Below are 13,966 nucleotides of genomic sequence, written 5' to 3'. Positions count from 1 at the left end.
CGGTTCGCGTCACTTGCCGGGATAGCGGCGGTCCATCAATTCGGCCGGCGGGATCATCGGCACGTCGTAGCGCTTGCGCGCGTCGCCGATCGCGGCCTTCTGCGGGGTGACGCCCACCGCCTCGATCAGCTGGTTGGTGGCGGCGAGCACGCGATATTGCGCGAACAGCTGCGCCAGCCGCGCGGTTTCCGCCTGGACGACCACGTTGTAACGCGTGTTCTGCGCATCCAGCAGGTCCAGCAGCGAGCGCCGCCCGACGTTGAACTGCTCGCGATAGGACAGGATCAGGTCGCCCGAGACGCCCGCCTGCGTATCCAGCTCGCCGACCAGCTTGGTCTGCTGCTGCAGGCGGTTCCACGACGTGCGCACGTCGTTCTCCGCCTCGCGCTCCATCTGGTGGAGGCGGTAGCGCGCCTCGCTCGCGCGGCGGACGTTCTCCTGCACCGCGGCCTGGTTCACTCCGCCGGTGTAGAGGTCCCAGCGCAGCACGACGCGCGCCTGAAGGTCGCTGGTATAGCCGCGGAAGCCGTCGACATCCTCGCCGTAGCGCGCGCGACCCTCCAGGTTGACGCGCGGGCCCAGCGCGGCCTTCGCCACGCCCAGGACCCCGTATGCCGCATCGACGTCCGCCACCGCCTCGCGCACGCGGGGGTTGTCGGTGCGCGCCAGCGCGATCGCCTCCGACAGCGACGGCGGCATCTTCGCGGTCAGCTCGGGCGGCAGCGTGGCGTTGTCGAGCGTCAGGCCGGTCAGCGTGCGAAAGCTGATCGCGGCGTTTTCCAGCTCCTCCTGCGCCTCGGTACGGCGCGCCATCGCGGATTGCAGCCGCTCCTGCGCCTGCTGCTGGTCGGCGATGCTGACCGAGCCGCCCCGCACGCCCTGACCCAGATCACCGGCGAGCTTCTGATGGAAGGAGACGTTGTCCGCCGCCGCGGCGAGCACGCGCTGCTGGAGCAGGTAGTCGATGTAGCGGCGCGCGACCTCCAGCGCGATGAACTGCGAGCGTTCCTGCACCCGGCTGGCGGCGCCGTCGGTGCGCGCGGCCTGACGCTGCAATTCCGAGCGGCGGCGGCCCGAATCGAACAGCGTCTGGTCGGCGAACACGCTCGCCTCGCGCGTGGCGAGCGCGTCGCGGTCGGCCTGGATCGCGCGGCGCGTCGGGCTGTCGACGCGGCGCACGCCGCCTGCGGCCTCGACCGAGATGCGCGGGCGCCACAGGCCCTGCGCCTGCTCGCGCTCGAACTCGATCGCTTCCTTGTTCTGGACCGCCTGGTTGATCTCGGGATTGCTCTCCATCGCGCTGGCGATGGCGGTGCGCAGGTCGGTGGCACCCGCGGCGGAGGCGGCAAGGACGGCCGCGATCGCGCCGAGCGACGCACGGATGATACGCATGAGGTGGCTCCTCCCTTTTCTTATCGGTCGTTGCGGCTGATCGCGACGCGGCGGTTCGCCGGTTCGCGGACGCCGTCCGCGGTCGGCACCGCGGGATCGCGCTCACCCACCGCGCGCACGCTCACCGCGGATCGCGGCATCCCCTCCGCGACCAGCGCGGCGGCGACCGCTTCGGCGCGGCGCTGCGAGAGGCGCTGGTTGAAGCCTGCGCTGCCCGAGCGATCGGCGTGTCCCACCACCGCCACCGCGCGCACGCCGCAGGCCGCGGCGGACGACGCGATCGATTCGATGATCGCGCTGCTGTCGGGCAGCGGGGTCGCGACCGCCCAGTCGAAATGCACCTCCGCCGGCAGCGCGACCGGGCAGGCGGCGGGCGCCGGGGGCGGCGGCAGGGGTTGCGCCATCGCCGGGGGCGGGGGAGGCGGGGGGAGCGTGTCGGCCACCGGCGGCGCGACCGCGGTGTTCGTCATCAGGCCGGACATGGAGCGGCAGCGTGCGATCGTCTCGTCGTCGATCGTGCGCGTCTTCAGATAGCCGATCGCGATCCCGCACGCGACCTTGGCCTCCGACGCCCAGATGTACCGGCTGTCGTCCGCCGCCACGACATCGCGGCGCAGCGTCATCGCCAGCGCGGCGTCGTAGTTGCGCGTCATCTCCGCGCGCAGCTCGCCGACCGATGCACCCTGTGCGAGCGCCGGTGCCGCGGTCGCCGCCGCCAGCGCCGCCACGGCGACGCCCAAACCCCTTTTCATCCCTCTACTCCCCGTTGCCGCGACCCGCGCCCCGCTATGCTGCGGTTGGCGCGCGGATCGCCGCGCTATCGTCGAACGTCTCGTCAGGCGGAGTGAGCGACCACCATCACCCCGTCGTGCGCCGTCACCGCGGCGGCGGCCTGTGCATGGGCGGCCGCCATCGCGTTCCAGGCCGCCGACATCGCCTCCGCAGCGCCGGTATCGTTGGCGGCGACATAGGCCGGAGCGGATGCGGCGTGGATGCTATTGTCCGAAACCCCCTGATCCTGGGGTAACGCGGACAGCAGGGTATCGATCCCTGCCGCATGCGCGGGCGCGCCACCGTGCAGCACATCGGCCAGTACCTGCGCCGCCTGCGTCGCGTTCGCGGCGGCGGGCGCCTCCGCGACCTGGGCGGCGGGGGCCAGCGCGGCGGGGATGGCGATCCCCTCCGCCAGCGCCGCCACTGGCGCGGCGGCGACGGGCGTCGCGTCGGCATGGGGGGCGGTGTCGTGCGCGGGTTCCGACGCGGACGCGGCGTGGCTGCCGGCGACGCCCGCATGATCGGTCGTCGTGACCGGCTCCGCCGTGGCCGACGCATGGGTCGGGGTGGTGGTGGTCGTGGCAGCGGGCTGGGTCGTGGCCGGCTCCGTCGCCGCGGCCTGATGCACCGGCTCGATCGCGGCGGCGGCGGCATGCGTCGTGGCGGCCTGTCCGGTCGCGTCCGCATCGGTGTGCGTCGCCGCGGCCTCGGGTGCCGGCGAGCGGGCATGCGCCGGCTCGCCCGCCACCACCGCCGCGGTCAGCAGCGCCGCGGTCAGCGTGGTGGTGCCGGTCGTCGTCTCCGTCGCGCGCGACAGATGCAGCGCGGCGGTATCCTCCGCCGCCATCACCGGCCCGGCCGATGCGGAGAAGCGCGCGGCGGCGCTCTGCGGCTGGATCGTGATCGTCAGCTGGGTCGAGGCGCGATCCCCGTCGCCGTCGGTCACCGTATAGGTGAAGCGATCGACGAGCGTGTTCGACCCCGACAGCCGCTGGACCGCGGGCAGGTCGTTGTTGAGGACATAGGTATAGGAGCCGTCCGCCGTCAGCGTCAGCGTGCCGTAGGTGCCGGTCAGCGGCGTCCCCACGCCGCCGGTGACGGTCTGATACCCCAGCCCGACGCCGGTGACCTGTCCGCCGTCCGCCCCCAGCCGATCGGCCACCCCGTCGGTGGTGTTGGCATCGGTCCCGCCGACGCCGGTCAGCACGTTGCCGTCCGCGAAGGAGCGCGACTGCGGGGTGTCGCTCGTCGTCTGGAACTCGACACCACGCAGCACGAACTCCGAGAACGGGGTGTTCAGCGTCGGCCCCGTCGCGCCGTTCGCCGGCGGCGCGGGCGGTGACAGGTCGGGGGTCAGCGCGACCGAGCGGATGGCCTGCCCGCCGAAGTCCGCCGACGTCAACGTCACCGTCGCCTGGCCGCCCACCGCCGTGGGCGAGGCGGTGACGATGCGGGTCGCGGTGGAACCGTCCGCCAGCGTGACCGTGACGTCGACCTTCTCGGCGTCGGGCGCGAAGTTGAACTGGCGCTCGACATACAATTGCCCGAGCGTGATCCGCACCGTCGACTGCGCCTGCGCGAACGACAGCACCAGGCCCTCGGGCTGATCGTTATAGGCGTCGACCTCGTTGGTCCACGCCTGCCGCGGCTGGCCGTCGCTGGGGGAAAAGACGCTGGCGCCGAGATAGTAACCCAGCGCGCCGTTGATCGAGGACAAGGTGACGCCGCCGCCGCCGAAGCCGGCCTGCGTGCTGCCCGCGGGAACGCCGTTCCACAGGCCGGCGTCGGTGAAATCGACCACGGTCGTGCTGCTCTGCTGCGTCGCGGGCGTGCCCACGGTCACGCGGTCGGCATCGGCGGACAGGATCGGCGCGTCGTCGACGATCGTCGCGACCAGCGACCCCTGCGTGCTCGACCCGTTGCGGTCGGTGGCGACGACGTTGAACGTCTCCGTCACGCGGTCGCCCAGGGTGCCGCCGGAATCGACCGGGCCGTTCAGCGTGTACTGATAGGTGACGCGCCCCGTCGCGGCGTCGAAGCCGGTGATCGCCAGCGTGTTGCCGAGCGGCGTGGTGATCGTCGTCGCGGTGAAGGCGCCCCCCGTCATCACGGTCTGGCCCGCGATGCTCAAATTGCCGTAGCCGTCCGGCGCCACGATCGTGAAGTCGCCCTGCGGCGACAGTGCGGTCGCGTCCGGCGCGGTGCCGTTCGCCAGGTTCGCCTCCGCCACGATCACGTCGCCGCCGGTGATCGCGGGGGTCAGCCCGGTCAGCGCCACGGGATCGTCGGTGCCGTCGATGGTGATCGTCAGCGTGGTCGTGGCGGTGCTGCCGTCGCCGTCGGTCAGCGTGTAGGTGAAGGTGTCGGTCCGCGTCTCGCCGGGGATCAGCGCGCGCAGCTCCGCATTGGTGGACGAGGGGACGTAGCGGTAGCTGCCGTCCGCCGTCAGCGTCAGCGTGCCGTAGGTGCCCGCGACCGCGGTGCCCAGGTTGCCGCTGGCGCTGGTCGCGACGCCCGCGACCACGCCGGTCACGGTCGCGCCGTCCGCGCCCTGCGTATCGGCCACGCCATCGGTGGTGTTGGCATCGGTCCCGCCGACGCCGGTCAGGACGTTGCCGTCCGCGAACGGTGCGGTGGGCGGCACGAAGGAGGCGACGTCGTAGCTGATGCCGCGCAGCACGAACTCCGAATAGGGCAGCAGCGCGTTGCTGGCCGGCGTCACCCCCGCGGGTACGGGCGCCAGCGACAGATCGGGGGTCAGCACCACCGACGTGATCGCGACGCCGCCGAAATCGGACGCGGCGAGCGACACGTTCAGCAACCCGGGCTGCGACGTCGCCACCGCGGTGACGGTGCGCGTCTGCGTCGTGCCGTCCGCCAGCGTGACCTCCACCGTCACGCGCTCCGCGTCCGGCGTCGGGCTGAACAGCCGCTCCTGGTACAGCTGTCCCAGCGCCAGCCGCACGTTCGACTGTGCGGTGGCGAAGGTGATGCGCAGCCCCTCGGGCTGGTCGTTGAAGGCGTCGACCTCGTTGGTCCACGACTGGCCCGGACGGCCGTCGCCGGGCGAGAAGACGCTGGCGCCCAGGTAGAAGCCGAGCGCGCCGTTGATCGACGACAGCGTCGCCCCGTTCAGCGCGACCGAGGTGCTCCCCGCGGGCACGCCCGACCAGAAGGCGGCGTCGGTGAAATCGACCCCGACCGTGGCGCTGGACGCCGCCGGGCCGGTGGGGGCGGCGACGCTGTCGATGTCGGCGCGCGCGATCGGCGCATCGTCGATGATCGTCACCGTCAGCGTGCCGGTCGCCCGGTCGCCGTCGCGATCGGTGACGGTGAGGTTCAGCACCTCGCGGACGTTCTGGCCCGACGTATTGTCGCTGAGCGTGTAGCTATAGTCGAACCCGTCCGCGCGCACCGCGGTGATCGTGACCACGCCGAACTGGGTGGTGATGGTCTGGCCGACCGTCGTGATCGCATTGCCGTCCACGGCGACGACCGCGGGGGCGTCGCCCGGATCGTATTGCACCGATCCGGTGGTCGTCTCCAGATTGGAGGTCGGGTTCGTCCCCGCGGGCTCATTGCCGCGCGCGGGCAGCCCGGCCTCCGACACGGTCGCCACCGCATCGATCGCGCCGCCGGGGGTCTGCGGCGTGGTGATCGTGATGTCGGGGAACAGGTTGTCGACGATGTTGCGCGGGCGCACGTCGATATCCTCGAACGTGGGCACGGTGAAGGCGAGCGCGGTGGGCGGCAGCAGGTCGCCGATCGCGAAGGCATCGCCCAGCGAGCCGACCGGCACCGCGAAATTGCCGCCCGAGCTGGACGGCGGGCCGGCCGCGGTCTGCGGCTCATGCCCGATCAGCAGCGCGACCAGCGTGGAGGGAGGCACCTCGACCGTGCCGACGACCAGGTCGGGGACGAACACCGCGCCGTCGACGATGACCAGCTTCGTCCCGTCGGGCAGCGCGACGATCAGGTCGCGTCCGTCCGCGACGATCGTGCCCAGATCGGTGCCGGCGGGCAGCTGCACCACGCCGTCCACCGGCACGGCGATGCGCATGATGCCGCCGCCCTGACCCTGCACCACCTGAACATCGCTGGCCGACACGGGCGCCGGCGCAACGCCCGGGCCCGAGCGGGTCTGAACCAGCGGCGCCGACGACTCGGCAACACGAACGCTGACCATGGATGACGCTCCCGTACTCTCGCTCGCATTAAAGCGCGCGAGGGGGCGAAAAGGTCAACGAGGTTACGGCCGAATTTACAACTTTCTGCGCGTTAACCACGAATATGCGGTCATAATGACACACCCGGGTCGGGGTTCCCCGTGCTGGCCATTCGCGTCGCGATTCCCTCGCCGGCATAGCCGTGGATCCATGCCCGGTCCGCCGAGAAGGACAGGATCGGCCGGTAATCGGCGCGGCGGGTCGCGTCCTGGATGCGGTCGCTGCTGCTGTCGAGCATCAGCATCGTGCCCTGGTGGCGGACGACCAGGACGGCGTGACCCTGCCGCCGGACCAGATCCTGCGCCACCACGAAATACAGGCTGGTGGCGGGATGGCCCAGCGCGCGCAGCAGCTGCATCTTCGCGATCGCATAATCCTCGCAATCGCCGCGGCCGGTGCGCAGCGTCTGCGCGGCATCGGCCCATATGTCGTGACCCTCGCGGTCGGACCGGAAGGTGACGCGCGCGTTCACCCAGCCGTTGACCGCATCGACCTGCGCGCGCCGGTCGAGATGGCGGATCGAGGCGACGAAGCGGCGGGCGGAGGCGTCCAGCGCCCGCGCCGCGCCCACCGACACCCGCTGCCACCGCTGGTCGAGCGGGGTGCGTCCGACCCGCAGCGAGGTGGACCCGAACACATCGGGCGCGTCGCGGTTAACGGTCGCGAAAGGAACCGACGCTAGGCCGTAACGATCGGACGCGCCGGCCCGCCACGAACCGCGCGGCGGCGTCGTCACGGCGGCGACGCGGGCGGGGGCGCCGCCCTGTCGCGACACGACCGCCTCCAGCGCGGACATCGCGCGTCCGGCACCATCGGCCGGGAGATCGTCGGCGCGGGCCTCGGCCGCGACGGTCAGCGCCGCCGCCGTCATCAGGACGGCGACTCGCGAAAGGGAGAGGCGGCTCGCGTTCTTCATATCCCGAAAGATGCCGGGAACAGCGGAAGAACTTACGAACGGACGCGGTTAAGCCGCTGTCCACCATCAACAATCTGCGAGCCGGCTCATGCCCGGCGGGCGCGCCCCGCCCCCGGAAGGGGGGGGCGGCAACCGCCTAGAAATGCAGCGCGCGGCCGTAGGCGCCGAGCACGCTCTCGTGCATCATCTCGCTGAGCGTCGGGTGCGCGAACACCGTCTCCATCAGCTCGGCTTCCGTCGTCTCCAGCTGACGCGCGACGACATAGCCCTGGATCAGCTCGGTCACTTCCGCCCCGACCATATGCGCGCCGAGCAGTTCGCCGGTCCCGGCGTCGAACACGGTCTTGATGAAACCGTCCGCCTCGCCCAGCGCGATCGCCTTGCCGTTGCCGATGAAGGGAAACTTGCCGACCTTCACGTCGCGGCCCTGCTCCTTCGCCTTCGCCTCGGTCAGCCCGACCGACGCCACCTGCGGGCGCGAATAGGTGCAGCCCGGAATGTTCCACGTCTCGAACGGATGCGGATCCTCGCCCGCGATCTTCTCGACGCACACCACGCCCTCATGGCTCGCCTTGTGCGCCAGCCACGGCGCGCCGGTGACGTCGCCAATCGCGTAGATGCCCTCGACATTGGTTCGCCCGAAGCCGTCGACCTTGATATGCCCGCGCTCGGTCTCGACGCCCAGTGTCTCCAGCCCGATCTCCTCGGTGTTCGGCACGATGCCGATCGCGACGATGACGTGGCTGTAATCCTCGGTGGTGGACTTGCCGTCCTTGCCCTTGATCGTCGCCTTCACGCCCTTCGCGTCGCTGTCGATCTTCTCCACGCCCGCGCCGGTGACGATCCTGATCCCGTCCTTGCCCAGGCGCTTCTCCATGAAGGCGCTGACCTCCTCGTCCTCGACCGGCAGGATGCGCGGCAGCATCTCGACGATCGTCACGTCGGCGCCCATGTCGTTGTAGAAGCTGGCGAACTCCACCCCGATCGCGCCCGATCCGATGACCAGCAGCTTCGTCGGCATCTCCTCGGGCACCATCGCGTGGCGATAGGTCCAGATGCGCTTGCCGTCCGCCTTCGCAAACGGCAGGTCGCGCGCGCGCGCGCCGGTCGCGACCATGATGTGCTTCGCCTCCAGCTCGACCGTGCCGTTGCCCTGCCTGACGGACAGCTTGCCCTTTCCGGCCAGTGCGCCGACACCCTCGACCACCGTCACCTTGTTCTTCTTCATCAGCGACTTCACGCCGGCGTTCAGCTGCCCGGACACCTTGCGACTGCGCTCGACGATCTTGGGGAGGTCGAAGCCGATCTTCTCCGCCTTCAGCCCGTAGTCGGCGGCGTGGGTCATGTAATGATAGATCTCCGACGTGCGCAGCAGCGCCTTGGTCGGGATGCAGCCCCAGTTGAGGCAGATGCCGCCCAGCCGCTCGCGCTCGACGATCGCGACCTTCAGGCCCAGCTGCGATGCGCGGATCGCCGCCACGTAACCGCCCGGACCGGAGCCGAGCACGATGAGGTCGTAGGTGTCAGCCATGATGAATGTCCTTGGTATCGGCGGGGGAGGCGGCGTGCACGCGCATCACCTCCCGCCCGCTCAGGATCGCGACCGCGGCCAGGGTCAGGCCGCCGATCGCCCAGATCGTCTCATACCCCTGCGGATAGCTCCATGCCGCGCCGTGGAAGGCGAGCGCGGTGAAGCCGAGGCCGAGCAGCCCCCACGCCACCTCGCGCCACACCTCGGGCAGCTGCATCTGTGCCATCGCGACGCCCGCCTCAGGCGAGCATCGACAGCGGGTTCTCGACCAGCGTCTTGAACGCCTGCATCAGCTCCGCGCCGTCCGCACCGTCGATCGCGCGGTGGTCGAAGCTGCCGGTCGCGCTCATGATGCTGGCGACGCCCAGCTGGCCGTCCTCCATCACCCACGGGCGCTTCTCGCCCGCGCCGATCGCCAGGATCATGCCCTGCGGCGGGTTGATGACCGCCTCGAACTGCTTGATCCCGTACATGCCCATGTTGCTGATCGAGGCGGTGCCGCCGGTGAATTCCTCCGGCTTCAGCTTCTTGTCGCGGGCGCGCGCGGCCAGGTCCTTCATCCGGGTGGAGATGCTCGACAGCGAGGCGCTGTCCGCCTCGGTGATGACCGGGGTGATGAGGCCCTCGGGCGTCGACACCGCGACCGAGATGTCGGCGCGCGCGAAGCTGACCAGCTGGTCGGGGGTGAACATCACGTTGCACTTGGGCACCTGGATCAGCGCCACCGCCAGCGCCTTTATCATCAGGTCGTTGACCGACAGCTTGACGCCGCGCGCCTCCAGCCCGGCGTTCAGCTCGCCGCGCAGCTTCAGCAGCTTGTCGAGGCGCACGTCGACCGTGAGGTAGATGTGCGGCACCTGCTGCTTCGATTCGGTCAGGCGGCGCGCGATCGTCTTGCGCATGTTGCTGAGCTTCGTGAGCTCGTGCGGGATGTCGGGAATCGCGGCGGGTTTCGCCGGGGCGGGGGCCGGCGCGACGGCGGCGGCGGCGGGGGTGTCGCTCGATCCGGCGGCGGCGGGTGCGGCGCCCGGCTGTGCGTTCTCGATGTCGGCCTTCACGATGCGGCCGTTGGGGCCGGAGCCCTGCACCGCGGACAGGTCGACGCCCTTGTCCGCGGCGATGCGGCGCGCCAGCGGGCTGGCCTTCACGCGGCCGTGCTCCCTCGCGCCGTCCCGATGCGCGGGGGCGGCGGCCGGCGTCTCTTCCTTCGCCACCTGCCGGTCGGCGGGCTTGCCGTGATCCTCGACGTCTTCCTTCGCGGGCTTCGCCTCGGTGCCGGTCTTGTTGGGATCCTCGGGCGAGGGCTTGGCCTCGCTCTCCCTGGCGGCGGGGGCGGGCGTGCTCTCGCCCGCTTCCTCGTCCTCGCCCTGGAGCAGCGCGATCACCTCGCCCACCTTCACGCCGTCGCTACCCTCGGCCACGACGATCTTCGCGATCACGCCCTCGTCGACCGCCTCGAACTCCATCGTCGCCTTGTCGGTCTCGATCTCGGCCATGATGTCGCCGGACCTGACGGTGTCGCCTTCCTTGACGAGCCATTTGGCGAGCGTGCCTTCCTCCATCGTCGGCGACAGCGCAGGCATCTTGATTTCGATGGGCATCGTGATCCTCGAAAGGCTCCTGGGGAAGTCGCGTCTCTTGCGGACGGACGCCGTAGGGTCAAGTGCGCGCGCCTTGGCGACGGCGTGGCGGAGGCGTACACAGGCGCGATGCGCATCTATCTGACCGTGATCGACGACACTCCCGAGGCGCTGAGCGCGCTGCGGTTCGCGGCGCGGCGCGCGGTGAAGACGGGGGGCGGCGTGGAGATACTGGCGCTGCTGCCGCCGCAGGAATTCATCCCCTTCGGCGGCGTGCAGGCGACGATCGAGCAGGAGCAGCGCCAGCATGCCGAGGGCCTGGTGGCGCGCGCCGCCGGCACGATCCTGGAGGAATCGGGCGTGCGCCCGTCGCTGACGGTGCGCGAAGGCGACGGGCCCCGGGTGATCCGCGAGATGATCGCGGACAACCCCAGCATCGCCGCGCTCGTCCTGGGAGCGGCGGCGAGCGGCGCGCCGGGCGTGCTGGTCAGCCACTTCGCCGCGGAGGCCGGGACGCTGCCGGTGCCGCTGATGATCGTGCCGGGCGGGCTGGACGCGGACGCGATCGACCGGCTGAGCTGAGCTGAGCGGCGCTGCCGGATCCCCGCCCGCGCGCGGGCGGCGGTACGGCAAGTGGTTGAGCGCCCGCGTTTCTTGCGCCATCACCGCGGCATGATCCTGCGCACCCTGCTCGCCGCCTCCACGCTCCTCGCCACCCCCGCCTTCGCGCGCGACGCGCCGTCGCAGCCGCGGTTGCGCGCCAATGTCGAGAAGCTGGTATCCTTCGGCACGCGCCATTCGCTCTCGTCCGCGACCGACCCGAAGCGGGGGATCGGCGCGGCGCGCGACTGGGTGGCGGGCGAATTCGCCCGGCTGTCGCGGACGTGCGGCGGGTGCATCGCGGTCGAGCGCCCGCGGCGCCGCTTCGTCAACGCGCGCGCACCGCAGGGCGTGATGATCGAGGACGTGCTGGGCATCCAGAAGGGAAGCGACCCCGACCGCTACATCATCGTCGGCGCGCATATCGACAGCCGCGTGACCGACGTGATGAACGCCACCGCCGATGCGCCGGGGGCGAACGACGATGCCAGCGGCGTGTCGCTGGTGCTGGAGGCGGCGCGTATCCTCTCGCGCGAAACGTTCGCCGCGAACATCGTCTATGTCGCCTTTTCCGGCGAGGAGCAGGGGCTGCTGGGCGCGACGTTGCTGGCGGACACCGCCAGGGCGCGCGGGTGGCAGGTCGATGCGATGCTCAACAACGACATCGTCGGCAATTCGGCCGGGCAGGGCGGCGTCGTGATGGACGGCCATGTCCGCGTCTTCTCCGAGGGTATCCGCGCGAGCGAGTCGCTGGTGCAGGCGATGGACCGCCGCGCGATCGGCGGCGAGGACGATGGCCAGAGTCGCGCGCTGGCGAAGGCGGTGGACAAGGTGGCGGCGACGCTGCCGGGCGGGTTCGACGTGTTCGTCGACCGCCGCCCCGATCGTTTCGGGCGCGGCGGCGATCACGAGCCCTTCCTGGCGTTGGGCTTCCCCGCGGTGCGCTTCACCGTCGCGGCGGAGAATTGGGATCGCCAGCATCAGGATCTGCGCCAGGAGAACGGGCGCGTCTACGGCGACACGATCGAGGGGATGGACTTCGCCTATCTGGCGAAGGTGACCGCGATCAACGTCGCCACCATCGCCCGGCTGGCGGCCGCCCCCGCCGCGCCCGCCGGCGCGGCGATCTCGGGCGCCTTGTCCTATGATACCAGGGTGACGTGGCCGGCGGTGCCGGGCGCGACGGGGTACCGCGTCTATTGGCGCCGCACGGACGCGCAGGACTGGCAGCAGTCGCGCGACACGACCGCGACGATGCTGGACGTGCCGGCGGTGGCGGTGGACGACCATTTCTTCGGCGTCGCGGCGCTGGCCGGCGACGGCAGCGAAAGCCTCGTCACCTTCGCGGGCAAGGAGAGGAAGTAGCGGACGGGCGGGCAGGACGTCGGTCCGCGATCCTCGCCTGCACCGCGGGTCGGTCGCCCCGGCCGGTTCGAAGCCGCTTCGACAGTCGCCTGCCCGTTCCCCGGCGAAGGCGGAACCTGTGCCAAAGGCGACACCGTGCTCCTGCGCAGGCAGGAGCCCGGAGTTGCAGGTCCCTTAAGGCGTTGCGCTCCTGCCTGCGCAGGATCACGGCGTGGGCCCGATGCCGCTGCACCTGTTTTGCAAACGTCCCGCGACGGCCGGGGCCCAGTTGGGGGACGGCGGCGAGATGCTGAGGAGCCATGCCATCTGGCCCCCGGCCTTCGCCGGGGAACGGCTGCTATGTCGAACGGTGCGCGACCTTTGTAGCGGTCTGGACCCTTTCCTGTTTCGACGGCGCCGATGCGCGCTTGTCCCCCGACCCGCTCAGCAGCGGCAGCGGCCCTTGGTGAAGCGGCGCCCGCGATAGCCGCCCTTGTAGGCGACCGCCTGCTCCTCGAACACCTCCGCGGCGGCGCTGCTGCCCGACTGGACGGTGACGGTCGTGACCGTGGTGCCGGGATAATACCAGCCGCCCGCGACATAGCCCGCGCTGCCCTGCGTGGTGGAGGTCGTCACGACCGTCCCGTCGGCGCCGTAGACGGTCGCCGGCGCGCCATAGCCGTAAGGCTGCGCGACCAGCGCGGGCGCTGGCTGCGGCGCGGGGCCGTAATAGGTCGTGCCCGAATAGGTGGTGCCCGCATAATCGCCGCCGTAGCTGCCCTGCTGATAGGCGACCACCGGCGCTCCCCCGGCGCGGTACGGCGGGGGCGGTGCGTAGCCTGCGCCGTAAGCGGGCGGCGGCGCGTAACCCGCGCCGTACGCGGGCGGCGGGGCATAGCCGGCGCCATAGGCGGGCGGCGGCGCGACGGGGACGCGGCCGGCGCGATCCGAGCGGTCGATCGCCATGCCCGCCAGCGCACCTGCGCCCGCGCCCAGCAAGGTGCCGCCCAGCCGGTTGCCGCGCCCGGCGATGACGTTGCCCGCCACGCCGCCGACCACCGCGCCGGTCGCCGCGCCGCCCAGCCCGTCGTCGGCATCGCGGGTCGGATAGGGCAGCTGCGGTGCGCCATAGGCGGGTCCGTAACCGCGCTCGTCATACGCATAGCCCGGGTCGCCCTGATCCCAGGCGACGCCGCCGACGCTGTCATAGACGCTGCCGCGGCCGTCGATCAGCACCGCATCGTCGTAATAGCGCGACCAGACATAGCCCTGCGGCGGCTGCGGCAGGCCGTAGGACGACCAGTCGTTGACGTACCAAGTCGGCGCGACCCAGTAGCGCGGCAGCACCCAGCCGCGGACCGGGCGGCGATACGCGCCCCAGCCGCCCGGCGCGCGCACGCCGCCCCACCAGCGGCCGCCGATCCGCTCGCCCCAGCGCCCGCGCGTGCCGTTCCAGGCACCGCCCCCGGTGCCGGCATTGCTCCAGCGGGTGCCGTTCCAGCCATGCGACACGGGGGCCTGTGCCGCGGCGGCGGTGGCGGCGAGGGACCCGGCAAGGGCGGCGGTGGCGATCAGCAGCGTGCGGATGGGCACGGATAACTCC

At 71.4% G+C, this 13,966-nt stretch carries 10 protein-coding genes; 2 read left to right on the top strand and 8 right to left on the bottom strand.

Going from position 1 to position 13,966, the window contains the following annotated elements; all coding sequences use genetic code 11:
- Positions 1–9: 9 nt before the first annotated feature.
- From PGN23_RS16380 to PGN23_RS16350, 7 genes are all read right to left on the bottom strand, one after another.
- Positions 10–1,392, bottom strand: coding sequence for a TolC family protein (locus PGN23_RS16380; RefSeq protein WP_335304112.1), 1,383 nt, complete (start codon positions 1,390–1,392; stop codon positions 10–12).
- A 20-nt stretch (positions 1,393–1,412) separates the two neighbouring features.
- Positions 1,413–2,144, bottom strand: a complete 732-nt coding sequence (locus PGN23_RS16375) for an OmpA family protein (protein ID WP_335304111.1) — start codon at positions 2,142–2,144, stop codon at positions 1,413–1,415.
- An 83-nt stretch (positions 2,145–2,227) separates the two neighbouring features.
- The gene (locus PGN23_RS16370; RefSeq protein ID WP_335304109.1) at positions 2,228–6,274 is read right to left on the bottom strand and encodes a beta strand repeat-containing protein; all 4,047 of its coding nucleotides are present in this window, start codon (positions 6,272–6,274) and stop codon (positions 2,228–2,230) included.
- 188 nt (positions 6,275–6,462) lie between these two features.
- Positions 6,463–7,308 carry a transglutaminase-like cysteine peptidase gene (locus tag PGN23_RS16365; RefSeq protein ID WP_335304108.1) on the bottom strand — a complete coding sequence of 282 codons (846 nt, stop codon included), beginning with the start codon at positions 7,306–7,308 and terminating at the stop codon, positions 6,463–6,465.
- 136 nt (positions 7,309–7,444) lie between these two features.
- Positions 7,445–8,839: a dihydrolipoyl dehydrogenase gene (gene lpdA, locus PGN23_RS16360; RefSeq protein WP_335304107.1), complete on the bottom strand. Its 1,395-nt coding sequence runs from the start codon at positions 8,837–8,839 to the stop codon at positions 7,445–7,447.
- Positions 8,832–9,065 carry a hypothetical protein gene (locus PGN23_RS16355; protein WP_335304106.1) on the bottom strand — a complete coding sequence of 78 codons (234 nt, stop codon included), beginning with the start codon at positions 9,063–9,065 and terminating at the stop codon, positions 8,832–8,834. Before PGN23_RS16355 ends, lpdA begins: the two co-directional genes overlap by 8 nt.
- Positions 9,066–9,078: 13 nt before the next feature.
- Positions 9,079–10,440: a pyruvate dehydrogenase complex dihydrolipoamide acetyltransferase gene (locus PGN23_RS16350; protein ID WP_335304105.1), complete on the bottom strand. Its 1,362-nt coding sequence runs from the start codon at positions 10,438–10,440 to the stop codon at positions 9,079–9,081.
- Positions 10,441–10,548: 108 nt separating this feature from the next.
- Between PGN23_RS16350 and PGN23_RS16345 the strand changes: the two genes are divergently transcribed.
- Together PGN23_RS16345 and PGN23_RS16340 are read left to right on the top strand one after the other, a co-directional pair.
- Complete coding sequence (locus tag PGN23_RS16345; protein ID WP_335304104.1) at positions 10,549–11,001, top strand: universal stress protein; 453 nt, start codon at positions 10,549–10,551, stop codon at positions 10,999–11,001.
- Positions 11,002–11,091: 90 nt separating this feature from the next.
- Positions 11,092–12,384 (top strand): M20/M25/M40 family metallo-hydrolase, encoded by a 1,293-nt coding sequence (locus tag PGN23_RS16340; protein ID WP_335304102.1) that lies wholly within the window; start codon positions 11,092–11,094, stop codon positions 12,382–12,384.
- Between the two features lie 423 nt (positions 12,385–12,807).
- Here the strand turns inward: PGN23_RS16340 and PGN23_RS16335 are convergent, their stop codons facing one another.
- On the bottom strand, positions 12,808–13,956 hold the full coding sequence (locus PGN23_RS16335) for an RcnB family protein (RefSeq protein ID WP_335304101.1): 1,149 nt from the start codon (positions 13,954–13,956) through the stop codon (positions 12,808–12,810).
- Between the last annotated feature and the right edge of the window lie 10 nt (positions 13,957–13,966).

It is taken from the genome of Sphingomonas adhaesiva (assembly GCF_036946125.1).
Lineage (GTDB): Bacteria > Pseudomonadota > Alphaproteobacteria > Sphingomonadales > Sphingomonadaceae > Sphingomonas > Sphingomonas adhaesiva_A.
The sequence above is the reverse complement of the archived record's forward strand: the minus strand, read 5'-3'. Positions and strand labels throughout refer to the sequence as shown.

Excerpts from the sequence above, each read along its gene's own strand:
- PGN23_RS16380 (WP_335304112.1), bottom strand. The coding sequence starts at position 1,392 with ATGCGTATCATCCGTGCGTCGCTCGGCGCGATCGCGGCCGTCCTTGCC.
- PGN23_RS16375 (WP_335304111.1), bottom strand. The coding sequence starts at position 2,144 with ATGAAAAGGGGTTTGGGCGTCGCCGTGGCGGCGCTGGCGGCGGCGACC.
- PGN23_RS16365 (WP_335304108.1), bottom strand. The coding sequence starts at position 7,308 with ATGAAGAACGCGAGCCGCCTCTCCCTTTCGCGAGTCGCCGTCCTGATG.
- lpdA (WP_335304107.1), bottom strand. The coding sequence starts at position 8,839 with ATGGCTGACACCTACGACCTCATCGTGCTCGGCTCCGGTCCGGGCGGT.
- PGN23_RS16355 (WP_335304106.1), bottom strand. The coding sequence starts at position 9,065 with ATGGCACAGATGCAGCTGCCCGAGGTGTGGCGCGAGGTGGCGTGGGGG.
- PGN23_RS16350 (WP_335304105.1), bottom strand. The coding sequence starts at position 10,440 with ATGCCCATCGAAATCAAGATGCCTGCGCTGTCGCCGACGATGGAGGAA.
- PGN23_RS16345 (WP_335304104.1), top strand. The coding sequence starts at position 10,549 with ATGCGCATCTATCTGACCGTGATCGACGACACTCCCGAGGCGCTGAGC.
- PGN23_RS16340 (WP_335304102.1), top strand. The coding sequence starts at position 11,092 with ATGATCCTGCGCACCCTGCTCGCCGCCTCCACGCTCCTCGCCACCCCC.